30 protein-coding genes are annotated in these 25,788 nt (G+C 40.4%); 1 reads left to right on the plus strand and 29 read right to left on the minus strand.

Annotated elements, in window-relative coordinates; all coding sequences use genetic code 11:
* Nucleotides 1-5 precede the first annotated feature (5 nt).
* The 14 genes from spoVAD to SRRS_RS12935 form a co-directional block, all read right to left on the minus strand.
* Nucleotides 6-1,010 carry a stage V sporulation protein AD gene (gene spoVAD, locus SRRS_RS12870; RefSeq protein WP_371369395.1) on the minus strand — a complete coding sequence of 335 codons (1,005 nt, stop codon included), beginning with the start codon at nt 1,008-1,010 and terminating at the stop codon, nt 6-8.
* 14 nt (nt 1,011-1,024) lie between these two features.
* A complete protein-coding gene (gene spoVAC, locus SRRS_RS12875) occupies nt 1,025-1,480 on the minus strand; it encodes a stage V sporulation protein AC (RefSeq protein ID WP_371369397.1) in 456 nt (151 codons plus the stop codon).
* A gap of 137 nt (nt 1,481-1,617) precedes the next feature.
* The gene (locus SRRS_RS12880; protein WP_371369398.1) at nt 1,618-1,815 is read right to left on the minus strand and encodes a dodecin family protein; all 198 of its coding nucleotides are present in this window, start codon (nt 1,813-1,815) and stop codon (nt 1,618-1,620) included.
* Between the two features lie 20 nt (nt 1,816-1,835).
* Nucleotides 1,836-2,036: a hypothetical protein gene (locus SRRS_RS12885; RefSeq protein ID WP_371369400.1), complete on the minus strand. Its 201-nt coding sequence runs from the start codon at nt 2,034-2,036 to the stop codon at nt 1,836-1,838.
* A 69-nt stretch (nt 2,037-2,105) separates the two neighbouring features.
* The gene (locus SRRS_RS12890) at nt 2,106-2,855 is read right to left on the minus strand and encodes a SigF/SigG family RNA polymerase sporulation sigma factor (RefSeq protein WP_371369402.1); all 750 of its coding nucleotides are present in this window, start codon (nt 2,853-2,855) and stop codon (nt 2,106-2,108) included.
* Nucleotides 2,856-2,864: 9 nt separating this feature from the next.
* Complete coding sequence (spoIIAB, locus tag SRRS_RS12895; RefSeq protein ID WP_371369404.1) at nt 2,865-3,311, minus strand: anti-sigma F factor; 447 nt, start codon at nt 3,309-3,311, stop codon at nt 2,865-2,867.
* Between the two features lie 16 nt (nt 3,312-3,327).
* On the minus strand, nt 3,328-3,666 hold the full coding sequence (spoIIAA, locus tag SRRS_RS12900) for an anti-sigma F factor antagonist (RefSeq protein ID WP_371369406.1): 339 nt from the start codon (nt 3,664-3,666) through the stop codon (nt 3,328-3,330).
* Nucleotides 3,667-3,787: 121 nt separating this feature from the next.
* The gene (locus SRRS_RS12905) at nt 3,788-4,963 is read right to left on the minus strand and encodes a D-alanyl-D-alanine carboxypeptidase family protein (protein WP_371369408.1); all 1,176 of its coding nucleotides are present in this window, start codon (nt 4,961-4,963) and stop codon (nt 3,788-3,790) included.
* A gap of 74 nt (nt 4,964-5,037) precedes the next feature.
* A complete protein-coding gene (locus SRRS_RS12910) occupies nt 5,038-6,369 on the minus strand; it encodes a pyrimidine-nucleoside phosphorylase (RefSeq protein ID WP_371369410.1) in 1,332 nt (443 codons plus the stop codon).
* A gap of 4 nt (nt 6,370-6,373) precedes the next feature.
* Nucleotides 6,374-7,561 carry a phosphopentomutase gene (locus tag SRRS_RS12915; RefSeq protein ID WP_371369412.1) on the minus strand — a complete coding sequence of 396 codons (1,188 nt, stop codon included), beginning with the start codon at nt 7,559-7,561 and terminating at the stop codon, nt 6,374-6,376.
* 42 nt (nt 7,562-7,603) lie between these two features.
* On the minus strand, nt 7,604-8,491 hold the full coding sequence (xerD, locus tag SRRS_RS12920; RefSeq protein WP_371369414.1) for a site-specific tyrosine recombinase XerD: 888 nt from the start codon (nt 8,489-8,491) through the stop codon (nt 7,604-7,606).
* Between the two features lie 612 nt (nt 8,492-9,103).
* Nucleotides 9,104-9,748 (minus strand): stage II sporulation protein M, encoded by a 645-nt coding sequence (gene spoIIM / locus SRRS_RS12925; protein ID WP_371369415.1) that lies wholly within the window; start codon nt 9,746-9,748, stop codon nt 9,104-9,106.
* Nucleotides 9,749-9,862: 114 nt separating this feature from the next.
* Nucleotides 9,863-11,047 (minus strand): endonuclease Q family protein, encoded by a 1,185-nt coding sequence (locus SRRS_RS12930; RefSeq protein WP_371369417.1) that lies wholly within the window; start codon nt 11,045-11,047, stop codon nt 9,863-9,865.
* A gap of 1 nt (nt 11,048) precedes the next feature.
* Nucleotides 11,049-11,588: an NUDIX hydrolase gene (locus SRRS_RS12935; RefSeq protein ID WP_371369419.1), complete on the minus strand. Its 540-nt coding sequence runs from the start codon at nt 11,586-11,588 to the stop codon at nt 11,049-11,051.
* 77 nt (nt 11,589-11,665) lie between these two features.
* Between SRRS_RS12935 and SRRS_RS12940 the strand changes: the two genes are divergently transcribed.
* On the plus strand, nt 11,666-11,791 hold the full coding sequence (locus tag SRRS_RS12940; RefSeq protein WP_371369420.1) for a hypothetical protein: 126 nt from the start codon (nt 11,666-11,668) through the stop codon (nt 11,789-11,791).
* A 38-nt stretch (nt 11,792-11,829) separates the two neighbouring features.
* On the opposite strand, the gene SRRS_RS12945 is transcribed toward SRRS_RS12940, so the two are convergent.
* The 15 genes from SRRS_RS12945 to SRRS_RS13015 all read right to left on the minus strand — a co-directional run bounded on the left by SRRS_RS12945 (nt 11,830) and on the right by SRRS_RS13015 (nt 25,774).
* Nucleotides 11,830-12,492 carry a hypothetical protein gene (locus tag SRRS_RS12945; RefSeq protein ID WP_371369422.1) on the minus strand — a complete coding sequence of 221 codons (663 nt, stop codon included), beginning with the start codon at nt 12,490-12,492 and terminating at the stop codon, nt 11,830-11,832.
* Nucleotides 12,493-12,509: 17 nt separating this feature from the next.
* Entirely contained in the window at nt 12,510-13,580 is a 1,071-nt protein-coding gene (gene buk / locus SRRS_RS12950; RefSeq protein ID WP_371369424.1) for a butyrate kinase, read from the minus strand.
* 109 nt (nt 13,581-13,689) lie between these two features.
* Nucleotides 13,690-14,475: a sporulation transcription factor Spo0A gene (spo0A, locus tag SRRS_RS12955; protein WP_371369816.1), complete on the minus strand. Its 786-nt coding sequence runs from the start codon at nt 14,473-14,475 to the stop codon at nt 13,690-13,692.
* 174 nt (nt 14,476-14,649) lie between these two features.
* Nucleotides 14,650-16,020, minus strand: coding sequence for a SpoIVB peptidase (gene spoIVB / locus SRRS_RS12960; protein ID WP_371369425.1), 1,371 nt, complete (start codon nt 16,018-16,020; stop codon nt 14,650-14,652).
* Nucleotides 16,021-16,232: 212 nt separating this feature from the next.
* Entirely contained in the window at nt 16,233-17,933 is a 1,701-nt protein-coding gene (gene recN / locus SRRS_RS12965; protein WP_371369426.1) for a DNA repair protein RecN, read from the minus strand.
* Nucleotides 17,934-17,956: 23 nt separating this feature from the next.
* Nucleotides 17,957-18,418, minus strand: coding sequence for an arginine repressor (gene argR, locus SRRS_RS12970; RefSeq protein ID WP_371369427.1), 462 nt, complete (start codon nt 18,416-18,418; stop codon nt 17,957-17,959).
* Nucleotides 18,415-18,990, minus strand: coding sequence for a class I SAM-dependent methyltransferase (locus tag SRRS_RS12975; protein ID WP_371369428.1), 576 nt, complete (start codon nt 18,988-18,990; stop codon nt 18,415-18,417). Before SRRS_RS12975 ends, argR begins: the two co-directional genes overlap by 4 nt.
* Complete coding sequence (locus SRRS_RS12980) at nt 18,977-19,846, minus strand: NAD(+)/NADH kinase (RefSeq protein ID WP_371369430.1); 870 nt, start codon at nt 19,844-19,846, stop codon at nt 18,977-18,979. The genes SRRS_RS12975 and SRRS_RS12980 overlap by 14 nt, the downstream gene beginning before the upstream one ends.
* A gap of 15 nt (nt 19,847-19,861) precedes the next feature.
* Nucleotides 19,862-20,680: a TlyA family RNA methyltransferase gene (locus tag SRRS_RS12985; RefSeq protein ID WP_371369432.1), complete on the minus strand. Its 819-nt coding sequence runs from the start codon at nt 20,678-20,680 to the stop codon at nt 19,862-19,864.
* The gene (dxs, locus tag SRRS_RS12990; RefSeq protein WP_371369434.1) at nt 20,677-22,569 is read right to left on the minus strand and encodes a 1-deoxy-D-xylulose-5-phosphate synthase; all 1,893 of its coding nucleotides are present in this window, start codon (nt 22,567-22,569) and stop codon (nt 20,677-20,679) included. The genes SRRS_RS12985 and dxs overlap by 4 nt, the downstream gene beginning before the upstream one ends.
* Nucleotides 22,570-22,677: 108 nt before the next feature.
* Complete coding sequence (locus tag SRRS_RS12995) at nt 22,678-23,136, minus strand: divergent PAP2 family protein (RefSeq protein WP_371369436.1); 459 nt, start codon at nt 23,134-23,136, stop codon at nt 22,678-22,680.
* 10 nt (nt 23,137-23,146) lie between these two features.
* Complete coding sequence (locus SRRS_RS13000) at nt 23,147-24,034, minus strand: polyprenyl synthetase family protein (RefSeq protein WP_371369438.1); 888 nt, start codon at nt 24,032-24,034, stop codon at nt 23,147-23,149.
* A 1-nt stretch (nt 24,035) separates the two neighbouring features.
* Complete coding sequence (gene xseB, locus SRRS_RS13005; RefSeq protein ID WP_371369440.1) at nt 24,036-24,293, minus strand: exodeoxyribonuclease VII small subunit; 258 nt, start codon at nt 24,291-24,293, stop codon at nt 24,036-24,038.
* The gene (xseA, locus tag SRRS_RS13010; RefSeq protein WP_371369442.1) at nt 24,286-25,497 is read right to left on the minus strand and encodes an exodeoxyribonuclease VII large subunit; all 1,212 of its coding nucleotides are present in this window, start codon (nt 25,495-25,497) and stop codon (nt 24,286-24,288) included. Before xseA ends, xseB begins: the two co-directional genes overlap by 8 nt.
* A 139-nt stretch (nt 25,498-25,636) precedes the next feature.
* Complete coding sequence (locus SRRS_RS13015; RefSeq protein WP_371369444.1) at nt 25,637-25,774, minus strand: hypothetical protein; 138 nt, start codon at nt 25,772-25,774, stop codon at nt 25,637-25,639.
* Nucleotides 25,775-25,788: the final 14 nt, after the last annotated feature.

Raw genomic sequence — 25,788 nt, forward strand, 5'->3', positions numbered from 1 at the left:
TTTAACTACATTTCAATTGCGACAGCATGTGCAATACAGGGAATGGATTCTTTCTGCTGGTACGAAGTTGTACTATGTAAGCTACCTGTTCCAACGAGCAATATTTTACGTAATTTTTGTTTCAAAAGTTGTTTGTGAATATATCCGGTATATACCACGCCTGAACTGGCGCAACCACTTGCGCCTGCATGGGCGTCCTGCTCTTCTTTGAAAATCATGCAGCCACAGTCTTCATAATTAGTAGATAGGTCAACGCCTTGCTCTTTGAATAATTGAATGACCAGATTCTTGCCGACACTACCTAAGTCTCCGGTAAAAATCATGTCATAATAATTTGGTTGACGGCCAGTATCGTCAAAATGATGCCACAATGTGTCCACCGCCGCCGGAGCCATGGCTGGCCCCATAGCATTAGGATCTTTCATTCCTATGTCTACTATTTTGCCCACTGTTGCTGCGGTAATTCTTGGTCCTGTACCATTCGCTGAAACTAATACGGCTCCTGATCCCGTGACAGTCCATTGAGAGATCATCGGTCTTTGCACACCAAGTTCAGTAGGAAATCTGTACTGACGTTCAGCGGTGTCGTGATGACTCGAAACGCAAGTAACAATTTTATTAGCAAATCCGCCGTCAATTAATGTAGAGCCAACAAGCATACTTTCTGCTAAAGTAGAGCAAGCGCCGTACATACCCAAAAACGGACGACCGATATTTCTTAGCGCGAAATGAGTACTCATTAGTTGGTTAAGCAAGTCACCGGCAAGTACATAGTCAATATCATCAACTGTACTGTTATCCTTTTCTATCGCTTTCTTTATTGCCCACTCCATCATATAGGACTCACATTGTTCCCAATTATCATTACCATTCAAATTATCTAGCAATATTCGATCATAAAACTCGGCTAAAATTCCTTCTCCTTCCATTGGTCCAACAATATTAGCAGTACTTGTTATAACGGGTGGGGAGTCGAAAACAACACTTTGCTGACCTCGTTTCTTATTCACAATGTTCACCTCTCTTATAACCTAAGCCAATAAATAAAACCAATCAAAACGGCTGTTGCTATCCCATACACTAACACAGGACCCGCAATCACGAACATTTTTGCGCCAATACCAAAGACGTATCCTTCCCTCTTAAACTCTAGGGCGGGAGCAACTATCGAATTAGCAAAGCCGGTTATTGGTACAACAGAGCCGGCACCAGCCCGGCGGCCAATTTCATCATAAACACCTAAACCAGTGAGTAAGGCGCTTAAAAGAATTAATACTGTTGAAGTAGGGCCACCTGCATCTTTTTTACTCAGACCAAGGCTCACAAAATAATTTAAAATAAACTGCCCCAATACACATATTAAGCCGCCAACAATAAATGCCCATATTAGGTTTTTTAATAGAGGTGTTTTGGGTTTTACTTGTTCAAACTTATCCTGATATTTTTGTTGATCTGCTTTACTGGCCTTGCTGTCAAACAATTGTGTCACCTCCGCTATGTTGTTACCTGTCAGCTTAACGGTTCGCTTATATTTTGACCATAGCTAAACTGATTAATTCATATAATGACAAAGAGTGCCTGCGGCACTCTTTGATAGTAACTGTACTATTAGAACAATTAGTGAACTTGGAAAGCTACTTTTACGTCGGCCTTGTATTCAGCAATATGTCCGTTATCTACGTTCGCAGTAAAATTTGTCACCTCAACTCCCAAAATGGAGTCAACTGTTTTTCCAGCTTCCAGAACGGCATTGTCTACTGCGTCTGTCCAATTATGACGGGAAGTTCCAACAAGTTCAATAACTTTTACAACCATATTATTACCCCCTGTAAATATTATGTTTGGTGACAATTATAGTCTGTACTAATCTCAACATTGTTATGCCATAGAAAAACCTGTTTAGCTCTTAGCGGTATTTTTTTCGGTAAATCTGAATCGAAGTAAAACCAGGCAATAGTACTGCCAGCCATAACCAAAAAAACTAATAATAGATAAATAAATCCTTTGTATTTATTTTTATTATTACTACTGTTCATACTATCACCTCTCTCTTTTTTGTTATTATATCCAATCCTCGTTTTTATACTAAAAAAAACAGGCCTCATTTAGGAGGTCTGCATTAATTCCCTGATGATTTTAAGTGCTTGCTTTTCGATTCTTGAAACCTGTACTTGGGATAAACCAATTGCCGCTGCAATTTCGGCTTGCGTTTTATCAGCAAAAAATCGTAAATAAATTACCGTACGCTCTTTAACGGGTAACCGAGCTAAAACCTCTTTTAAAGCGAGCTTTTCGAAATAAGAACTATCTTGACCATCTGCCAGCATAACTTGATCAAGGAGGTGAATCGTGTCCCCGCCCTCATTGCCTTGATAAGCCTGTTCATATAATGATACCTGTGGCTGAATAGCTTCAAGAGCCGATACGATTTCTTGTGGGGCAAGCGAAAGTTCTTTTGATATTTCAGTAATAGTAGGCTCTCTTCCTAAAGTTCCCTGTAATCTTTCCTGGGTCTTATGAACTTTATAGGCAAGCTCCTTAATTGGACGGCTAACTTTAATTGGATTGTCATCTCTAATAAACCTGCGAATCTCGCCAATAATCATGGGTACAGCATACGTAGAGAATTTTACACTGAAGTTTTGGTCAAAGCGTTCGATAGCTTTTAGAAGGCCAATACAACCTATTTGGAATAAATCATCCCATTCGTAGCCTCGATTAGTAAAGCGATGAACAATACTTCGAACTAAGTTTAAATTACTCTCAAGAATCCGTTCTTTTGCTTCCTCGCGTATATTGGGGTCAGGTGATTGAGCTTTCAATAATAAATCTTTAAATTCTTCATCTTTGAGCATAGCCATCACCTAGTGATGAGTGCTTGGTTCAAGCACTTTTACCATTCTTACTGTTGTACCTTGTCCAAGACTGGATATAACTTCAAGTTCGTCCATAAAGGAATCCATAAACACAAATCCCAATCCCATACGTTCAGGATCGCTAGAAAATGAAGGCTGACGTGCTTCCTCAATATTGGCGATTCCTCGCCCATAATCAACTATTATAAATTCAAGCTTGTCCTGATATAAGTTCATGGTTAACTCTAGATATTTTTTCGTATTGGTATCATTACCATAACCATGAATTACGGCATTGGATACAGCTTCTGAAACAGCAACTTTAATTTCATCAATGTCGGTAAGTGTTAAATCTAATTGTGCTGCAAAAGCGGCAGCTGATGCTCTGGCAAAAGCAACATTTTCATTAATGCTTAGTATCGAAAGTTTTATTTGATTTTTTAACTGGGGTCCCATTAGCATTGCCTCCTCCTTATAGTTGCTCTAATGCTTGGTCTTCTGACTCGTGGATTTCGAAAATTTTCATTAGTCCGGCTAATTCAAATATCCTCTGTACTTGTGGTTCGAGATGAACAACAAGAATTTTGCCGCCGAGCTGGGTAATTTGTTTATAACGGCCAAGGATTACACCTAACCCGGAACTGTCAATAAAAGTAATTCCCTGCATATTAAGTAAAATGTACTTGGTGCCAGTGGTTTCTAACGCTTCATCGACCAAGGTGCGAAATTCATTAGCTCCACAAACATCAAATTCGCCTTCGAGCCTTACGACCAGAACACCTTGCTTCATAAAAGTAACGACTTTCAACAATATAACCTCCTAAGTTAAACTTTCTAACTAGGAGATTCGATAAAAGGAAATATTTTCCTGCAGAGTATATAAAAAACTGCGGAAAAAATCCGCAGTTTCTTAAAAAAATATTTTATTATTGTTAATTTGAGATATTAAACATACTGGTTATCATATTTTGGAAAATTCGCATCAATCCGGCTTTAGGTATAGATTTTTCGGCAATAAGGTCAACTTTTCCGACCTCTTTGCCGTCTTTAATTACTACGAGTTCGCCGCATTTCTGCCCTTCTTCCACAGGGGCATTAGCACTAGAATCGGCTACTATCTTTTTCTGTAAGTTTTTATTTTGCCCTTTGCTAATGATTAAATTTAAATCCTGGGCAGCTATTAATTGAATTTCTTTTTCTACCCCTCTATTGACTTTAAGGCGTTCAACTACAGTACCTTGGGTTACAATTGGTACTGCGGTAAAGTTAGCAAAGCCCCAGTCCAGGAGTTTCATACTTTCGCGTAAATGAGAACGCGGTTCAGGTGTGGCAAATACCGAAGCAATAAGACGAAGTCCATCACGTTTGGCAGTACCGACAAAACAATATTTTGCCTCTTCTGTCCAACCCGTTTTGAGACCGTCAGCTCCTTTGTACCACCATAATAATTTATTGGTGTTTACAAGCCAGTTTTTACCATCGCGCAGCCAGGTCTCTTTTATGCTGCACATATCAAGATATAAGGGATGTGTTATGGCTTCTTTAGCAATTAAGGCGGCATCATAGGCACTCATGTAATGATCGGCTATTGGCAAACCATTTACATTGCTGAAATGAGTATCGGCCAGACCTAAGGATTCAGCTCGTTTATTCATAGCTTCAACCGCTGCTTGTTCATTGCCATAAATATGTTCCATTAGCGCAACGGCGGCGTCATTTGCACTAACGACAGCCACTGCTGATAACATATCCTTGACAGACATTTTTTCTCCTGGTTCAAGCCAAATCTGCGATCCGCCTTGACGCCAAGCATTCTCACTCGCATACACTTCATCGGCAAGGTTTATTCGCCCTTGTTCAATTGCTTCTACTGCAAGAAGTAATGTCATAATCTTGGTAACACTGGCAGGCGGTAACCTCTTGTGGGAATCTTTCTCAAACAATATTGTGCCATTTTCGTCCATTAACACAGCTGATACTGCACTTGTCTCTAATTGTTTGCCTGATTGGGATTTTTCTGGTGTTGCCGGGGCTCCAAAAGCAGTAGCTGCGGTCAAAATAAAAAATAGTAACGTAACAATCGATATTTTTCGAATCAAAGAAAACACTCCTTTCTTTTGAATTATGGTTTCCCATATTAAAGGAGCTTAAACAGGAAATTCGAGCAAAAAAAACGACTGGCTCAATCCAGTCGCTCATGAAACCCATTTTTATTAATAATTCCTAATACCAGAGGCGGAGCAGAAACAGGTAATTCATCAAGTTTGATCGCTTGGTTTAAACAGGATGCCGCGTGTTTAAGTCTAGTTTCATCATTAGTATATAGGGTTGCTAGTACTTGATTGGTTTTAACATATTGCCCAATTCGGCCTTGCAATACAATGCCGGCAGCGAGGTCTATTACTTGTCCTTTATATTCCCTACCTGCTCCCAGTCGCATAGCCGCGAAGCCAATTTGGTCGGCGTCGATAGCCGTAACATAACCTTGACCGGGGCTGGTAATTTCTTGAACGAAACGTGCCTGCGGCAACTGAGTAGGATTATCTACTACAGTAGAATCACCACTTTGGGCAGTAATAAAATCACGAAATTTTTGTAATGCCTGTCCGGAATTTAATAAATTTATTAGTTGTTTTCGTCCCTCGGCTGCTGTTGGCGTTTTTCCTGATAACACCAGCATATGAGCGCCAAGTGTAAGGCAAACATCACGTAATGCCGGTTCGCCGCGATTGGACAGTATTTCAATCGCTTCCTTTACTTCTAAACTATTCCCAATAGCTGTACCCAGCGGTTGCTCCATACTTGTTAATACGGCAACTGTTTCTCTGCCTACGAGCTGACCAATATTAACCATAGTTTCGGCAAGTTTAATTGCAGATTCTGTATTCTTCATAAAAGCGCCTTTGCCAACTTTGACATCTAGTACAATTTTATCGGCGCCTGATGCTATTTTTTTGCTCATAATGGAGGAGGCGATTAGCGGTATACTTTCAACTGTTGCAGTCACATCCCGTAACGCGTATAGTTTACCATCGGCAGGCGCAATGGAAGCAGATTGGCCAGTTATTGCAATATTGTATTTATTTAGATTCGCAATAAAGCGAGAACGATCAAGTGTGGTTTCAAAACCGGGAATAGCTTCTAATTTATCAATAGTACCACCAGTAAACCCTAATCCCCGACCAGACATCTTAGCTACCGGGACACCAGCAGCAGCAACCAATGGTGCCAGTATCATTGTGGTAGTATCAGCTACTCCGCCAGTACTGTGTTTATCTACTTTAATTCCAGGTACTTCGCTTAAATCAACCATATCCCCGGATTTTGCCATAACTAAAGTAAGCGCTGCTGTTTCTTTGGCAGTCATGCCTTGAAAAAGCACTGCCATGAGCCAGGCGGCCATTTGGTAATCAGGTATTTCGTTGTTGGTATAGGCGCTTATCAGCCATTCAATCTCGCTTTCTAATAGTTCTATACCCTCACGTTTTTTAGTAATTATATCAATAGCACGCATTTTTTCACCTCAAAAGGTCATTCAAGAAACTTTGTCCGTAAGCTAATGGGGACAGAGAAAAGTTAGCGGCTATTGTTGCACCTACATCAGCAAAAGTACTTCTTATTCCAATATTTACTGGTTGGTTTTTATGTTTCAGTCCATGATGATACGCTAATACTGGCACATACTCACGGGTATGGTCTGTTCCAGGAAGTGTAGGATCGCAACCATGGTCGGCGGTAATTATTAATAAATCGTCAGCCGCTAATTTGGATTGAAGATTACCTAAGGCTTTATCAAATTCTTCCAGTGCAAGTGCATAGCCATGTGTATCGTTGCGGTGACCATAAAGACTGTCAAATTCAACAAGATTGATCATAATTAATCCGTTAGGCAGTTCTTTATTGACTAGGTCAGTGAGAATTTCCATACCATGTCTGTTAGATTTTGTTGGATAAGATTGTGTTAAACCCCGATTAGCATAAATATCTGCAATTTTACCAATGCCTACAACGGCAAGACCTTCTTGTTTTAATATGTCCAGAACAGTTGGTGACTGTGGTTCTAAGCTATAATCGTGGCGGTTGGCAGTACGCACAAAATTGCCAGGCTTACCTATAAAAGGTCTGGCAATAATACGACCTACAGCATGGTCGCCGACGCAAACCCTCTCTCGGGTAATTTTACATATTTCGTATAATTTTTCTAACGAAATAATTTCTTCATGGGCAGCAATCTGAAATACACTATCTGCTGATGTATAGACAATTGGTCTGCCTGTACGTATATGTTCTTCGCCTAATTCAGCGATAATTTCTGTTCCGGAAGCTGCTTTGTTTCCAAGGATATCTAGTCCTGTATAAAGCTTAAACTTATCAATCAGTTCGGGAGGGAATCCATTAGGATAAACCGGAAAAGAAGTGAATAAAGGACATCCGGCAAGTTCCCAATGGCCACTCGTGGTATCTTTGCCCTTGGATAATTCTGACATTTTACCGAAAGCAGCAATAGGGCGGCAATCTGCGGGAATACCGGCTATGGGTCGAATAAAACCTAAACCCATGCTGGCCATTACCGGCAAATTAAGTCCGCCCACATGTTCAGCAATATGTCCTAGTGTGTCAGCTTTAGCATCACCATATTGGCCTGAATCAGGCATAGCGCCTATTCCAACACTATCAAGTACGATAACAAATATCCGTTTAAACAACTTTAGTAGCTCCTCTGTTTAGTGTGTATATTACTCCTACTATTATGCTCGAGGATGGGTTTTATCATATACTTCTTTTAGATGATTTTTGGTTACATGTGTATAAATTTGTGTTGTAGAAATGTCTGCATGACCAAGCATCTCCTGAACCGAGCGTAGATCTGCGCCATTTTCTAAGAGGTGTGTGGCAAATGAGTGTCTCAGAGTATGAGGAGTAATTTCCTTAGTGATATTAGCCTCTAATGCGTACTTCTTAATGATTTTCCAGAAGCCTTGGCGTGTAAGCCGATTGCCATGATGGTTAACAAATAAAGAAGGCTCATCATAGGTACGAACTAACTTTGTGCGTCCCTTGCCAATGTATTCTTGCACACATTTAGCAGCAATTGAACCTAACGGAACAATACGTTCTTTAGCGCCTTTTCCATAGCACTTTATGTATCCCATATCTAAGTTGACATCGGATATGTTGAGGCAGATTAATTCTGAAACCCTAATGCCTGTTGCGTACAACAATTCCAGCATCGCTTTATCCCGAAGACCGGTAGGCTGGAAAGTGTTAGGCTGTTTTAACAACTCTTCCACTTCGGTAATACTAAGAATTTTCGGCAGTTTTTTTTCAAGCTTGGGCGATTCTAAATTGACAGCGGGATCTTTTTCAATATGGCGTTCTCTAACAAGATATTGGTAGAAGGATTTTATAGCAGCAAGATTTCGTGATATGGTTGAAACAGCCCGTCCTTTTACTTGAAGACTGTTAAGATAACTTAGGATGGTGTCACGATTAGAGTTCCGTAAAAAATCTAATTGACTATTTTGCAAAAATGTGTGAAACTGCCGTAAATCCCGCCCATAGGATTCTAGCGTATTTTGAGCTAAGCCACGCTCAACTGCAAGATAGTTAATAAATTCGTTAACATACGATTCCATTTTATTTTACCACCCTTTTTCCTTCCCAGATTTCCGGCTGACATATTTACAGTATCTGGTCTAGTTCTTTATTCAACATGAAGTTTACTTTTCCTTTATTTGTATGAAAATGTTTTGTGAATTTTTAGTGTTTTTTTGTAAAAGCCTGATAATCTATGTCATTACTGAAATGGTCAGCCATATTGGAAGCAGCCATAACCCGTAACGGTTTTTCAAGCAAATGTTGGTCACGTATTTTCAGACCAGGACTATTAAACTGCCAAAACAAAGTCACTAATTTGGGTAGAATGTAGAAGAGAATAAGCGTTAATAGGACGATTTTAACAACTAATCTAGATTTCTTTAGGGCACCTCGCCAAGAAAACGTCACTACCATTCGCTTTCACTTCACTCCTCCCCGTAACAGTATATAAATGGTTCTGGATTACTTAATATCATACATATTCCACAGAGACTAGGTTTATTCACATTTTAGGAGTTATTTGTAAGAATACAATAAAGAAAACACGGCTTACGCCGAGCCTTGGCGTAAGCGGAAGCCGATGTTGCCCTTATCCAGGCGAAAGTTAACTTTCTATCAGGATAAAAAACTACACACTATGGTGCAGCTTATTATTGCTTAAGGATTATAAGTGCTACCGTTTTCATAAATACTGGTGAAACATATACTTCTACCAAGGCAGCTCCCAGCATAATTACCAGCATGGTCAAGCAAAATATTGAATAAGCGATTGAGCTATAAAAGAGATTGGTTTTACCTTTATTCTTTTGTCGTACCAACATTAATGAAAAAGTAGTTGCAGACACCCCTGTGGCTAAAATGGCCGGTACTGCCAGAAAATTATGTGGCAGTACGGAGGCAATTGCAAACAATAATCCCTTCATTATGTATTCGTTAACAAGGAAGCCGACAGTAAAGCCAATAACAAATCCCCGTAAACATACTATAAATAATACAAATGGTATTCCGACAATTGTAAAACCTAACAACCACATAATGGCAATAATCTTGGCATTATTTACGAGTACATTGATTAAAAGTGTATGGGTATCGGTTATCCCTTCCGGATGTTCGCTTAAGCCTTGAAAGAATACTCGTAAGTAGCCAATGAGCTCGCTTTTTTGCTCATCAGGCAGTGTTTTTACAGCCATTGCTCCAATTACTATCCCAATAACAAAAATTAGTATCATAAAAAAATAGGCGACAATATGGGCTCGAATGTAGTCGATAACATTCCTGCGAAGCAGTTTTAGCATGCATGTACCTCCCTGCAAGTACCTGCTACAATATATGTTCCGCTAAAACTATTTAGACCTATTTGTCCACCTATTTTTAATGGGATAGCTGACTACGTACGATTCTTTTATTATTTATTTTAATACCCGGCCATAAATACCGCCGCCGCCTGCAGCAATAGCCGCGGTCCCGGTACGGGCACTGATAATAAAATCAGCTAGTTTGCTGCCAGATACTTCGCACAGCGCCTCGTAGGAAACGTTATGCAAAATATTCATCTCTGTGTTAAACTCTGTTAAGAGTTTAACAAGTGTTTTTTTGCCAAGCCCGGGGATAAATTCCAAAGGAATTTGATAGAGATATGGTGGCCGCTGACTAGGATGATGTGGTTTAGGGTAATCAGCTATTTCATTGATTCTATCAAATACGCCTTTAATTAAATTGCTGCTATTACATTTAGGACAGTGATTTTCTTGAAGCCCATCGGTGTCGGTATAATTACAATTAGCACAAAAAGTTCGATGATATTTTCCTAGCCGGGGATCAAGACCATAGTTTGCTTTAACCTGCCTTGTACCGGTTCGGGACATGGTTTTTGCTAATTCTTCAAACGATAAATTTTCCATGGCAAGTATGTTGTACTCACGTGCGATCTTGTCTAAAGAATGGGCATCTGAATTAGTGAAAAATGTATATTCATTTAATTCAGCAATTCTATCTGCCATAATGCTGTCAGCACTAAGACCAAGTTCGACGGCTGCTAGTTTATACATGTCCTTATCCGATAAAATGTGTGATATTCTGGCGCAGCATACGCCGTATAGACTTTTATGCGGGGTAAAAACGTGAGCTGGAACAATCAGTGATTCAAAGCCTGAGGCAATCTGCACAAGTTGTTTTAGGGGCATATGAGCATTTTGGGAACTAAGGTTAATATTGCGGATAAATTGGCTCATATAAGCTGAAAACTTTACCATTGTATCAATATCCGGCGTGAAAACTAATGTATGTGCTAAGCCACCATGTAATTCTCTCGTTTCGATTTCTGCACCAAGTATCAGAAGAAGCTTGTCTTTATAAAGATAACCTCCACCACTAACCGGAACAAGCAGACCTTCTTCGATTAGCACCCTAATATCAGCTAAAACTAACGGTGACAGAGCATCTATGACACCGATAAGATTCATACCCTTGCGTTCTGCGGCTTCCTGTAATATTTCTCGGACAGTTAGATGGCGGGAAGTAGGGATTTTTATCCATTTACCGCTTTCACTCATTCCGACGTGAATATGTAAATCTGCAAAATATTGATTTAGCATCTTATATCCCAGCCAAACATAGTGCTACCAAACTCTTTGCGTCACAAATTTCGCCGTGAGCAATCATTTGGCGAATTTGGTCAGGACTATACAATTCAGTATTTATAAACTCATCTTCATCAGGCTGTTTGTCTGATTTAACTAAATCTTCGGCTACGTATAAATGGATAATCTCATTAGAAAAGCCGGGGGTTGTAAATATGGAAGTTAATTTTTGCAACTTATTCGCAACAAATCCGGTTTCTTCGGCTAACTCCCTTAAAGCGCACGCTTCTGGTTTTTCACCCGGATCAAGTTTGCCTGCGGGCACCTCAAGAATAACTTGTCTGATTGGATGACGAAACTGTCTAACTAATATAATATGGCCATCTTTCGTTTTGGGTACGATTGCAACGGCGCCAGGATGCTCTACTACTTCCCTAGTGCCTGTCTTTCCGTTTGGGAGAAGTACTTCGTCGCGTCTTAATTTAAGAATTTTTCCTTCAAATATGCTGGTGGAAGTAAGTGGTTTCTCATATAAATCATTATTTGAGCGTGACATAATAGCCTCCTAAAAAAGAAAATGGTATAAACTTCCAAATGTAAACATATATTACCTCCATAAGGAGGGATGTCCTAATGACGGCAGTTGTAAAAAACGGCCTTTATTTTAGTGGCAAGGTTAAAGATTTACTTAAGGAATTACAAAATTTAAGTAAAGATTATAATACTCTGCGTGAAGTTATTACTAGAAACATACATTAAGCGAAAAACCGTGGACAAGCCACGGTTTTTCTATACCGTTAATCCATCCACGGATATTGCGTGTAGGGTTTTAGGACAAACATTGGTTCGTCAAGGGTAACTTTTGTTTGGAGCCATTCAGGAACAACTACCCAGGCAACCGGCAAAGATAATTGTTCAGCCGCCTGTTTTACAATTTCCAAACCTTGATAGATATGTTCAACAGTAGTTTCTTGGCCTAAATTGGAGTTGCTTACAAGCCCGCTGATTTTGAGACGTGATACTGCTTCAATACGCTGTAGGGTACCTATAATGCTATCAACATCTTTAGTAAACGGGCGTTTGGTATTAATAATGAGTAAAGCTTGATAACCTGCCTGTTCAAAATAGCGGTTGAGTTGGCCTAATACAATGGCTGATTCACCACCGCCAACATCCATTACAACTTTAATTTGTGCTTGTGAGAACACCTCAATCATATTATGCGGCAGAACCGGTAAGTCAGCGTGTGATAACCGGGAGTCGGGTGCAATTACTTTAACTCCACTTTTTTCTAATAATTGACGATTTTCTCTCGTGCGAAAATAAGGTTTCACTAAATCAATATCCACTATGGCAGTATCTGATCCCTGTGCTTTTAATTGTAATGCGTAATTGACCGCTAACTCAGTTTTACCGCTGCCGAATTCCCCTAGGAAAATTGTTATGCGATTTTTTTCCATATCGTTCCCTACCTACTTTATTCATATACTTTGGCTTGCTCTTCCCCGCGCAACACCCGTAACGTTCCTTCTACCAGAGCCTGTAGTTCATCCTCTCCAGGATACACTAAAACTTTGCCGATAAAATTAACCCGTTCTGTTATTATATTAACCAGCAGTTTGGAGTGAGCCATGCCGCCGGTTAAGACAATTGCATCCAACTCACCATTTACAACGGTTGCCATGGCCCCGATTTCTTTGGCGATTTGATAAGCCATGGCTTCATAAATAAGTGCTGCTTTAGCATCACCGTTAGCTATACGATTTTCTATCTCGCGCCCGTCATTGGTATTTAGATGTGCTACCAAGCCAGCGTTACCGACGAGCTTTTTCTTCATTTCATTAAAGCTGTACTCACCGGAATAGCACATTTTAACTAAATCGCTGGAAGGTACACCACCGGCACGTTCAGGCGAAAACGGGCCCGAATCAACAGGATTAGATGCATCAATCATTTTTCCGCTTGTTTGAATTCCTACGGTAATTCCGCCGCCTAGGTGAACCAAGATTAGCGTGAGTGAGTTATACTCTCGATGTAAATCATTAGCAACCCTATGAGCCACTGCTTTCATATTTAACGCATGGATCAAGCTGCGGCGGGGAATTTCCGGGATACCCGAAATTCTGGCGATGGGATCAAATTCATCTACGCTCACAGGATCAACAATAAAAGATGGGATTCCTACCTTACCGGCGATACCTTTAGCTAGTAATCCGCCTAGATTGGATGCATGTTCAGCTTGTACACCCACTTTTAGATCTTCAGACATGGTCTTATTAACGGTATAGGTACCGCTTGTGATAGGTTTTAATGGACCACCACGCCCTACTATCGCTGATAAATGGCTGATTTCAATATTATGATCTTCTAACGTTTTTTCTACTAACTGCAGCCGATAATCATACTGATCGTAAATTTTAGTGAAATTTTTAAGTTCCTCAGTACTGTGGCGGATAACTTGTTCAAAATCTATTTGTTCATTCGTATACACAGCAATTTTAGTTGATGTTGAACCTGGATTAATTGCAAGTATTTTATATTGCTGCATCGCATGCCTCCAGATATCTTTTTTCTAAGTTATTTTATTCATTGTTTGTATAAAAAATCCTGCAATACAAAAACAAACCTTCAGACTGATTGTCTGAAGGTTTGCTAAGTTAGCTAGCTCTCATTTCCATACGAAGCTTATCGGCAATCATCGCCATAAATTCTGAATTAGTAGGTTTCCCTTTATCGAGTTTGATAGTATAACCGAACAATTTATTAATCATATCAATATTTCCTCGATTCCACGCAACTTCAATAGCATGACGAATAGCCCGTTCTACTCGGCTAGGGGTGGTGGAGTACTTCTCGGCAATCATAGGATATAGGACTTTCGTTACAGCTCCTAAAAGCTCTACTTCTGTTACAATCATCATAATTGCATCGCGAAGATACTGGTATCCTTTAATATGGGCCGGGATACCAATTTCTCTAATGATATTTGTAACTTCCACATCCATTGGCCGCGTCTTAACTACCGGCATAGTGGCGGCTGCAGCAATCGGTCTGCTAGTTGTGACGGCTCCGGCTAATTGTCTAATTCTACTGATGAGCACGTCCATATTGAATGGTTTCAAAACATAATAGTCAGCGCCTAATTCTACTACCCGTTGTGTTATGGTTTCCTGACCAAATGCGGTTAGCATAATAACCTTTGGCCGTTTATTAGTGGATACGTTAATTCGCTCTAAAACACCGATACCGTCGAGATGAGGCATAATAATATCTAAGACAATAACATCTGGGGATTTTTCATCAATAATGGACAACATTTGTTCTCCATTATAAGCTACACCAACTAACTCAATGTCGGGTTCCCGGTTGAGACATTCTTGCAGAATTTCCGAAAACTCTTTGTTATCGTCAGCGATAGCTACCTTAATTGTTTCTCTTACCATCACCATTGGCATCCTCCCTGCAAAATCTTCTATGTATATAGAATGTATTCGACAAGCTTGCGCCATATCCTTCCTGGCTTGGAAAAAAAAACCATATTTTTTAAATTTATTGCCAACATTATTTTAATTATATACTTAGATATAATTAATAACAATACAGTAAACCAATAGCGATTAAGTAAATTGCATAAAAAAACTGCCAAAAAACGTAAACAGTTTCTTGGCAGAATGACGTTGATTTTTAGGAATAATGCCGCTTTCCATAAGCATCCAATCAATGAAACAGCCGTAGCCGCTAGTTGGATCATGAACAAAAACATGGGTTACTGCCCCAACAATTTTACCGTTTTGAATAATAGGACTTCCGCTCATACCCTGTACAATTCCACCGGTCTTTTCTAAGAGTCTTTGGTCAGTGACTTTAATCACTAAACCTTTACTTTCCGGCGCTTCTTGGAGGTTAATTTTTTGTATCTCTATACTAAATTGTTCAATTGTCTGGCCGTCAACCACCGTAAGCATTTCAGCTGGTCCAACTTGAACTTGGCTCATAGAAGCTACCGGGATGGCTTGAGGATATTTTTCATTTGGTAATTTAGAAGTTAACTCACCATAAATTCCGAACTGGGTATTTTTGTTAATATTCCCCAATAGCTGGTCTTCTTCAATAAAAACACCTATCTTTTCTCCCGGATGTCCCCGTTTTCCATGTTGGATGCCTGAAACTGTGGCAAGAACAATTTTACCCTGTTCGCAGTCTATTGGCAGATTCGTGTCACTATCGGTTATTACATGACCCAACGCTCCATATACTTGAGATTCTGGATCGTAAAAAGATAATGTACCTACTCCGGCTGCACTATCACGTACAAATAGTCCAATCCGATATCGTTTAGTATCATTACATAAAACAGGTGTTACTGCAACATGCTGCTGACCTTCTGTTCGTTTAAGTAAAATATCAATATTATGATTGTTTCTGCCATTTTCGTCAATTATTTCTGCTACTTGAGTATCACTTTGAACCGGTGTGCCATTAATGCTGATAATTACGTCGCCTACTACGATACCTGCGTCTTTGGCTGGAGTAACATATTGGCCCTGCGTGTTTAATACCGGTGAGTTACCAACAACAATAACTCCCTGAGAACGTAATACAACACCAATAGAGTGGCCTCCGGGAATTAAACTGACTGGTGGCAAAACATCAACTTGTACAGTTCGAAACGGTATTATACCAAATAACTTAAATTCTACCGTTGATTGACCAAGCTTGACAGGTTCTAGGAATACTGGTCTTGATAATGCCATTATTGGTAAAAAATCAGAGTTTTGGATACGGATACTGTCACTATCATGCTTAACACTAACAGAAAGCGGGAAATTTACCTCAAATAGAGCTGTTTCGCCTTCAATAACCCTGATATGCATGGGAAGACCGTAAATATTTCGGAATTGGGGAGAAAAACAAAATGCAAAGAGTGCACTAATAATCAAGATTGCCAAAATTAACCTGCTACTTAATAGCTGTTTAAATCTTGTCATGTTTTCTTCCATCACTCCCTATTACATTCTTCCCAAATTTACGTCTACTGCGTTCACCTCGTAAAAATTTTTATATTTCAACCGGCTGCAAATTTAGAATTTCCCGAATTTCAAGGGGATTATTCCGGATTTATTAGCATTTATTGTCTTGGAAGCTGATTTTCCTATGTATTTAGACAAAATAAAGCGCAAGCTCACGCTTGCGCTTTATTTTACCAGTTTTCTTTTTTTATCTTTGCAGTTTCTAACATTTGAGCCGCGTTTTCGATAGAAAGTTGGGTTATTTCACCGGAAGACATTCTAGCCAATTCAGTTAATTGAGCATCAGTATTTAAGATAGCAATGCGTGTTATGGTTCGATTTTCCTCGACGATTTTATCAATATAAATGTGGCAATCCGCCATTGAGGCGATTTGTGGAAGATGGGTTATACACAAAACTTGTTTGCCAAAAGCCGCAATTCTTCCAATTTTTTCAGCCACCTTCTGGGCTGTTTGCCCGCCAATTCCCGTGTCGACTTCATCAAATACCATAGTAGTCGTTTCATCGCGTTCAGAGCAAACGGTTTTAATAGCCAGTGCTATGCGAGACAGTTCCCCGCCTGATGCAATTTTGTGCAACAACTTAGGCTCTTCACCTGGGTTTGCAGAAAAAAGAAAAATGACATCACTGGCTCCATTGGCGGTAAATTGCTGGTGTCGATTAACATCAACAATAAACTGTGCTTTTGACATACCCAAATCAGCTAAATGAGACGATACAAGTTCAGCCATTTTTTGACCCGCTTTACAGCGGAGTTCGTGGAGTTGATCTGCTAACTGTACGAGTTTAAGTGCTAACTCTCTCTCCTCTTGTTCGAGCTGATTTAACTGTTCATCATAGTTCGTAATGGCAGCTAACTCAGAATTGGCACGCTCATAATACTCCAATATATCTTCTACTGTTGCGCCATATTTTTTCTTAAGCTTATAGATTATGTCAAGCCGGTCCTGAAGTTTTGTTAATTTTGTCGGATTAAAATCAATGTTCTCCCGGTAATCCCTTAGTTCTGTCATCGTTTCTTCTAATTGATATAAGGACTCGGTAATAACATTGAGCGGCTGATCAATAGCTTTATCAAATCTAGTAACAACTTCAAGGTCGTGCTTTATATCAGAAAGACATGCGACGATACCGTTGAAACCTTTGTTATTTCCCTGGCTTAACAACATATAGGAGCGGGATATAGCGTTAGAAATTTTTTCAGCGTTAGCTAGTACTTTTACCTGGCTTTCCAGTTTCTCTTCTTCCCCGGGGATTAAAGCAGCTGCAGCAATTTCTTGTGTTTGCCAGGCTAGCATTTCTTCTCGCTGCAAACGTTCGCGTGAATTTTGCGTAATTGCTCTAAGTTCGGTTTTAACTTTTTGCCAGGATTTATATACTTGTTGGTAATCCTCTAGCTTGGGATTAATTTCGGCGGCAAACGAATCCGTAAGAGCTAAATGAACTTCCGGTTTTAGAAGCGCCTGATTTTCGTGTTGACCGTGCATATCAACAAGTTTTTCACCAAGTTTTTTTAATGTGGCCAGCGTAACCTGACAGCCATTTATAAAAATGGAATTTTTGCCATGTTTGGTTAACCGCCTGGTCAGAATTAAGGTACCATCATCTTCCAGAGCTATTTCTTGTTCGTTAAGAATATTGTTTATAGAATCTGCATTAGAAATATCAAAAACAGCTTCAACACGGAAATGGTCAGCCCCAGTGCGAATCGAATCGACTGAGGCTCTGCCGCCGATAATAACTGATAACGCATCAATTAATATAGATTTGCCGGCCCCAGTTTCACCAGTTAAGATATTGAGACCGGAGACAAATTCGATATGCGCTCTATCAATCAGCGCAAAATTGGCGACAGTCATTGACTTTAGCATTTCTTATCTCTCCTCAAAACAAGCTACATTCCATTGCCCATTAGCGATTGGAATTTTGCTATGACTTGTGGAACGGCGTCAAGTGTTTTTACAAGCACAAAAATAGTGTCATCACCAGCAACTGTACCGAGAATATGGGGCCATTTTACATAGTCTATCGTAAAAGCGACAGCCTGGGCGGTACCAGGTAAAGTACGCAGGACGATAATATTTTGGCTATAATCGATAGTTACTATTGAGTCTTGAAAAGTGCGTTCCATTCGGGCTTGCGACAAAACTACATTTTGTTCAGGGGGAAAAGCATAGCGATATCTCCCGTCACCTGTTGGTACTTTTATAAGCATTAGTTCTTTGATATCTCTCGAAACGGTGGCTTGCGTAACATCAATTCCTTGTTTACTAAGCATATCGGCTAACTCTTCCTGGGTTTCAATTATATGGCGGTCAACTATTTCTTTAATCTTTGAGTGACGTAGAGCTTTCAAGCTGTCCACTCCTTATTTTTTTGAATTATATACAAAACCGGAGGATTGTTTTTCTGATTAACCATAGACCAACAACCAACGGTAAAAGCTTTTTGATTTAAATTAGTTAAATATTCATGGACTGTCTGACACTCAACCCTGCCATGTTCATAGCCTGGATAGGCAGCAATAGTTATAAGTCCTTTAGTTTTAAGACATTGTAATATGTTGGTCATCGCTTGTAGTGTCGTATCCGGGGATGTACTTACTAAATGATTACCACCTGGTAAATAACCAAGATTAAACATAGCAGCATCAATTGGTTGATTAATATAATTGGCAATATTGGCATGACTATCTAAAATCAGTCGAACTTTGTAGAGGAGACTATGCTTACTTAATAAAATCTCGGTTTTGGCTAGAGCCTCAGCCTGAATATCAAAGGAAACAATAGTGGTTTTCTTTGGCGTATTTTCGGCTAAAAATAAAGTATCATAACCATTGCCTGCGGTAGCATCAATCACCAGGTTCGCAGTACTTAGCTTCGGGTGTATAAAATGATGTGCCATCGTGACCGCATTAACAACTTCCATCGCGATCGCCTCGTCTTAATTTGGTGCGCAGTGTTTCGTAATAGCTTTTACCGGTAAATCTGATGAACCTTGCTCTAAAGGGCGAACGCCGGACGACTACTGTATCGTCTGGCAATAAGCTATATACATTCTGACCATCTACTGTAAGCACAATATCATCGTGAGTAGCCTGCATCCGTACCTTTACTTCCTCCCGTTCAGAAATAACTAAGGCACGGGAATGAAGGGTATGCGGGCAGATCGGGGTAATAACAATTACTTTAAGTTTTGGATTAACAATAGGTCCGCCTGAAGACAAAGAATATCCTGTTGAACCGGTGGACGTAGAGATAATAAGTCCGTCGGCAGGGTACTCGGCAGTTAGTGCTTCGTCAATAAATAGTTTTAGTTTTATCATGCGGGAAAATCCACCCTTGGCGACAACGACATCATTTAAAGCTGGCGAAATGTAAATCGGGCTGCCATTTCGAATTACAACAGCATCTAACATAAGCCGTTCTTCTATGTAATAATCGCGGTTAATCAGTCTATCTAATGCAGTGTTTAATTCTGGCAACTCAATTTCAGTCAAGAAACCAAGATTCCCCATATTTACGCCACAGACAGGTATACCAAAAGGGGCGATTTCCCTGGCGGTATTTAACAGTGTTCCGTCCCCGCCCAAAGTAATTCCAAATGTAATTTCGCTTTTGAGAGATTCCATTTTGCCTGCCAAATGAGAATAATTAAGCTCAAACGCAGTATCTTCAGGCATTACTACTCTTATATTTCGTTCTTTAAAATATTGTATAATCCAACCCAACACAGTACTAATGCTTTGCTTTTTAGTGTTAGGAAACAATCCTACAGTCAACACATCTATGGTCCTCCGTCATCCCGTTAAATTGGCATGAGCATCAATGACTATAGCGGCAATCATTTCAGCATCTATTACCGTATCGGTTAAATTATTAGCCAGGTACAATAAGTACTCTATGTTGCCTTCGGGGCCTTTTACTGGCGAATAAGTAAGACCTAACGGCGTGAGAGATAGCGAATTTGCTGTGGCAACAACATTGTTAATAACTTCACGATGAATGGCCGGATCTCTCACTACGCCTTTTTTCCCAACTTTTTCGCGTCCTGCCTCAAATTGCGGTTTAATAAGTGCAATCACGGTACCCTGAGGTGTTAGCAATGATTTTACTACAGGCAAAACCTTATCGAGGGAAATAAAAGCAACATCTATGGATACAAAGTCCAACGGCTCCCCCAAATCCCCAGGTTTAATATTGCGGATATTAGTTCGTTCCATATTTACTACACGCTCATCTGTGCGCAGTGACCATGCAAGCTGTCCGTAACCAACATCAATGGCGTATACCTTTGCAGCTCCATTTTTTAGTGCGCAATCAGTAAACCCGCCTGTTGAAGCGCCTACGTCTGCCATTACTTTTCCTGTTAAGTCAAGTCTAAAATAAGCAAGTGCTTTAGCCAGTTTCAGTCCGCCCCTGCTTACATAGCCAATACTATCGCCATGAACGGTAATTGTTGCAGTAACGGGTATAAGAGAACCGGCTTTATCAATTTTTTGGCCATCAACGGTTACAATTCCAGCCATAATATAGGCTTTAGCCCGTTCGCGACTGGCAGCCAAGCCTTTTTCTACTAATAAAACATCAAGCCGTTCTTTGGATCGCTCTACTGTCATCTTCGTACTCCAAACTGCCGGATAAAAGTTTCTACACTAGCTACAATGCCTTGTTCATCTAAGCCGTATTTATTTAATAAATAATTACGGGTACCATGCTCAATAAACTTATCAGGTAAGCCAAGCCTGAGTAATTTTACCCAGTTGAGGTTTTGAGAATTTATATATTCAAGTACGGCCGAACCAAACCCTCCCGCTAAGACGTTATCCTCAACAGTAACGATAAGACCGGTATCACGCGCTAGATGCCGAATCAATTGACCGTCCAGTGGCTTGATAAATCTAGCATTTACTATACCGGCTGAAATTCCTTTTTCAGCTAAAATGGCGGCGGCTCTGTAACAAGGCTCTACCATAGCTCCTACTGCAAGAAAGACAACATCGTTACCCGTCTTTAGTTCTTCGGCTTTACCAATTTCAAGTTTGGTGAATTCAGGTTTTAGGTTTACCCCAAGACCACTTCCACGTGGATAACGAATTGCAACAGGAGCATTTATTTCAGTTGCGGTATATAACATATGCTGCAACTCATCTTCATCCTTTGGAGCCATTATTACTATGTTAGGAATATGGCGTAAGAAGGAATAATCAAATACACCATGGTGTGTTGCCCCATCTTCGCCAACTATGCCCGCCCTGTCAAGCATAAAAGTAACCGGGAGGTTCTGCAGGCATACATCGTGTAAAATTTGATCATAAGCCCGTTGCATGAATGTAGAATAGATAGCAACTACCGGGCGTTTTCCCTGCGTTGACATACCAGCGGCCAAGGTTATGGCATGTTGTTCCGCAATGCCAACGTCAAAAAAACGTTTTGGAAATTTTGCGGCAAATTTTTTTAATCCTGTACCATCTGGCATAGCTGCCGTTATAGCCACAATATTATTATTCTGGTCAGCTAGTTTAACCAGTGCGTCACCAAATACTTGAGTATAAGCAGGTGCGGCACCCGCTTTCTTTTTTACTTCACCTGTTTCAATACAGAAAGTCCCTACACCGTGAAATTTATCCGGATTACGCTCCGCCGGGGCATACCCCCTGCCTTTTTGGGTGAGTAAGTGTATAAGCACGGGGCCTTTAACACTTTTAGTTTTATTAAGAACATCCATGATGGAAGGAATATTATGTCCGTCAATCGGGCCGAAATAGGTAAAGCCCAGTTCTTCAAATAAAACTCCAGGTACTAATAGATATTTCAAACTGTCTTTAACCCGCTCGGCTGTGTTGGCAACGCTGTCGCCAATTGCCGGGATACGCCTGAGCAAATATTCTATATCATGCTTTACTTTTGAATAAGTAGGTGCTGTACGCATCTTAGCCAGGTACTCGGAGAGAGCACCTACATTTTTTGCAATAGACATTTCGTTGTCATTTAAAATTACCGTAAGATTGATGCCTAAATGGCCAGCATGATTAAGCGCTTCAAAGGCCTGTCCACCTGTCATTGAGCCATCGCCAATTATAGCAATAACATTATGCTTTTCTCCGGACAGGTCTCGGGCCAATGCGATTCCCAGTGCTGATGATATTGAGGTGCTAGAATGGCCGGCACCAAAAGCATCATGTTGGCTTTCACAACGTTTGGGGAAGCCACTAATGCCTCCGGCAGTACGAAGGGTTGAAAAATCTTCCCGGCGCCCTGTTAAAATTTTATGTACATAGGCTTGATGACCGACATCCCAAATGAACTTATCTTTAGGACTCTCAAACATTTTATGGAGAGCCAGCGTAAGTTCGACAACTCCCAAATTAGGAGCTAAGTGTCCGCCATTGGCTGCGACTGTATTTAAAAGGAGCTGACGGATTTCTCCGGCAAGCGTTTCCAATTGGGCTAATGAAAGTTTCTTGAGATCGCGCGGTTCGTTAATACTATCAAGCAGTTTACCCAAACTAGTTCCCCGCTTCCTTGACTAATGTCTGCTATTTATGCTATTTAATGGCAGCTATGGTAAAAAGTATTTTACCAAAACTATTATAGCATAACTGCAGATTAACATTCATCTATAAAATATATAAAACAAATAGGCAATAAGAGTACCATGAACAGCACCACCTAATACTTCGATCGGTGTATGGCCTAACAGTTCTTTAAGTCTAGTATCTTTTACCTTGTGCTCTACCCGCATTTCGCGTACCAGCTTGTTAAGAACTTTAGCTTGTTTGCCGGCCGCTCTACGTACTCCGGCTGCATCATACATTACTATCCCTGCCAGTACTACCGCCAGGGCAAACAAATCAGAGTCGAGCCCTTCACGGAGAGCAATACCTACAGCCAAACTTACTACTAAAGCTGTATGTGAGCTGGGCATACCGCCGGCGCCGACAAGCCGCTCGGCGGTGAAAGAGCCTTTGCGTAAAAAAGATGTTATTGTTTTTAAAATCTGAGCCGTAAACCAAGCAGTTATTGTTGACATTAAAATAGTATTTTTTCCTAATCCAGCCAGGAATTCGGCCATAATCTACACCTCAAGCTTCTCGATTTATTAAATGATTTACCAATTGGCGCAGTGTTTCAGCTTTCGGACCAAAGTCATTTAAATTGCATAATGCACTATTTACCGCCTGATGTGCTAATTGCTTAGCACCTTCCAACGTATGGAGAGTTACATAAGTTACTTTGTGATTTCTTATGTCGCTGCCTACCGGTTTACCGATTTTCTCTTGCGTGCCAGTAACATCCAAGATGTCATCAGTAATTTGAAATGCCAAACCAAATTGGTCAGCGTAGCAAGATAAGGCACGGAGTTGTTCCTGATTAGCACCTGCCAACATGGCTCCGGCACGCAAGGCCGCTTTGAATAACGCACCTGTTTTTGCCTGATGCATAAATTCCAACGTTTTTGCATCTATAGTTTTTCCTTCGGATTCAAGATCTACCACTTGTCCGCCGACCATACCGGCAGGGCCAGCAGCTGCCGCAATTTCTTTGACAACCGTAATAAGGACTTGGGGTTCGACATTGGTTTGGGACAGCATGGTCTCGAAAGCAGCAGTTAAGAGCCCATCTCCTGCCAGGATGGCAATTCCGTCTCCGTATACCTTATGATTGGTAAGTTTGCCTCGACGGTAGTCATCATTATCCATAACCGGTAAATCATCATGGATAAGTGAATAGGTATGAATCATTTCCAAACCACAGGCCACAGGCAAAAAACTGGTGCCATCTTTGCCTACAGCATCACCAGCGGCCATTAGCATAATTGGACGGAGGCGTTTACCGCCGGCAAACAGACTATAGCGCATGGATTCATATATAATTGGTGGATAATTTTGCTCTGGGATATATTGTGAAAGAGCCTTATCGATTAATTGGATTTTATCTTTACAATACTGAGATAATGTGTTTTTTGTCATTTTAATTCCCCTCTACCAAATTGAGCGGCCGCTCTACTAACTTCCCATTCTCTTGCTGGAGAATTTTATCAACCTGTGCTTCCGCGGCACTTAGGCGTTCAAAACAGAGCTTAGCATGGGAGATGCCTTGACTGAATTTATCTAAAGCTTCTTCAAGGGGTAATTCGCCCGTTTCTAGTTGTTTTACAATTACTTCTAATTTACCAAGAGCTTCTTCAAAACATACATTGTTTTGCTTATTACTTGTCTTATTAGCCATTTTTTTCCTCCTTTGCCTTTATTACCTCAACTTCAAGGCGTCCTTGTTTCAAAATTATCTCTAGTTGCTGTCCTGTATTTACCTGATCAGCATTGCTTACAATTTGTCCATCTTGAGTACGAACTAGACCATAACCCCTGGCAAGAACAGCAAGCGGATTTAACATGGCAAGTTTTTCGGTGTTTACTTTTAAATCATGTTGTTTTGCTACTATAATTTTTCGCGTTGCTTGTCCGAGTCTTTCTACATAAGAATCAACTAATTGCCGGTGCTCGGCAAGAAGCCGTTCCGGTTGAGTAAATACTCTACTGTCACGTAGCTTGGAGACAACTTGCCTTCGCTCTTTAATATATGATTTAATTCCAGTTTCCAACATGGTTTGTAATGTGGTTATATACCGTTTCAATTCTTGAACATCTGGTACAACAATTTCCGCTGCTTGCGAAGGCGTTGCCGCACGGCGGTCGGCGGCAAAGTCGGCTAATGTATAGTCTGTTTGGTGTCCAACTGCCGATACTACCGGAATCACTGAGGCAGCTATAGCTCGTACCACTTTTTCATCATTAAAAGCCCATAACTCTTCTATCGAACCGCCTCCGCGACCGACAATGATAACATCTACATTTTTTAAGTGGTTAAAAGTACGAATAGCCTCAACAATTTGTCCAGGCGCTTCCGCTCCCTGGACTTGAACAGGATATAGAACAAGCGGGATGCTGGGATGTCTGCGTTTGGCTACTGTAATTATGTCTCTAAGTGCCGCTCCAGTAGGGGATGTCACTACTCCAACTGACCTAGGCAATAATCTCAGTTGCTGCTTACGGTCTTCATTAAACAGTCCTTCGGCGGCTAGCTTTTCTTTGAGCTGCTCAAAAGCAATATTAAGTTCTCCTACCCCATCTGGTATAAGCTGGTCAGCATAAAGCTGATATTGTCCATCGCGTTCAAATATTGTAACTTGACCACAAGCTACTACTTTAAGGCCGTTACGCGGCTCGAATTTTAAGAACTGAGCACGGCTTTTGAACATTACTCCCTTAATTTGGGAATTAGCATCTTTTAATGTAAAATAGCAATGCCCCGAATAGTGGCATTTAAAATTTGATAATTCTCCTCTTATAAAAACCGATAATAATTTGTGATCCCGGTCAAATAAAGTCTTGATATATTTTGTTAAATCTGTGACGGTATAAATATTATTCATATTTACTCCATTAATCCCACAATTTTATAGTATTTTTAAATTACCCTGTTATATCACAACTGTTAATAATAATAACCTATAAATGCAAAAAAAACCAGACATAAGTCTGGGTAAAAAGTTTATTCACACTAAACCGATCCTAAAACCTTGATCCCCAATAGCGTTGTGCTAAATACCCGCTTACCCCTCCCACCACGAACCAGAAGCAATATCCTGGTGGAATAAGATGGCCAACTATTGAGCCGATTACAGCACCTGCTAGAACGTAGGGTACCATGGTGTCACCTCCTG

The sequence above is a fragment of the Sporomusa rhizae genome, from assembly GCF_041428845.1.
In the GTDB taxonomy this organism is placed as follows: domain Bacteria; phylum Bacillota; class Negativicutes; order Sporomusales; family Sporomusaceae; genus Sporomusa; species Sporomusa rhizae.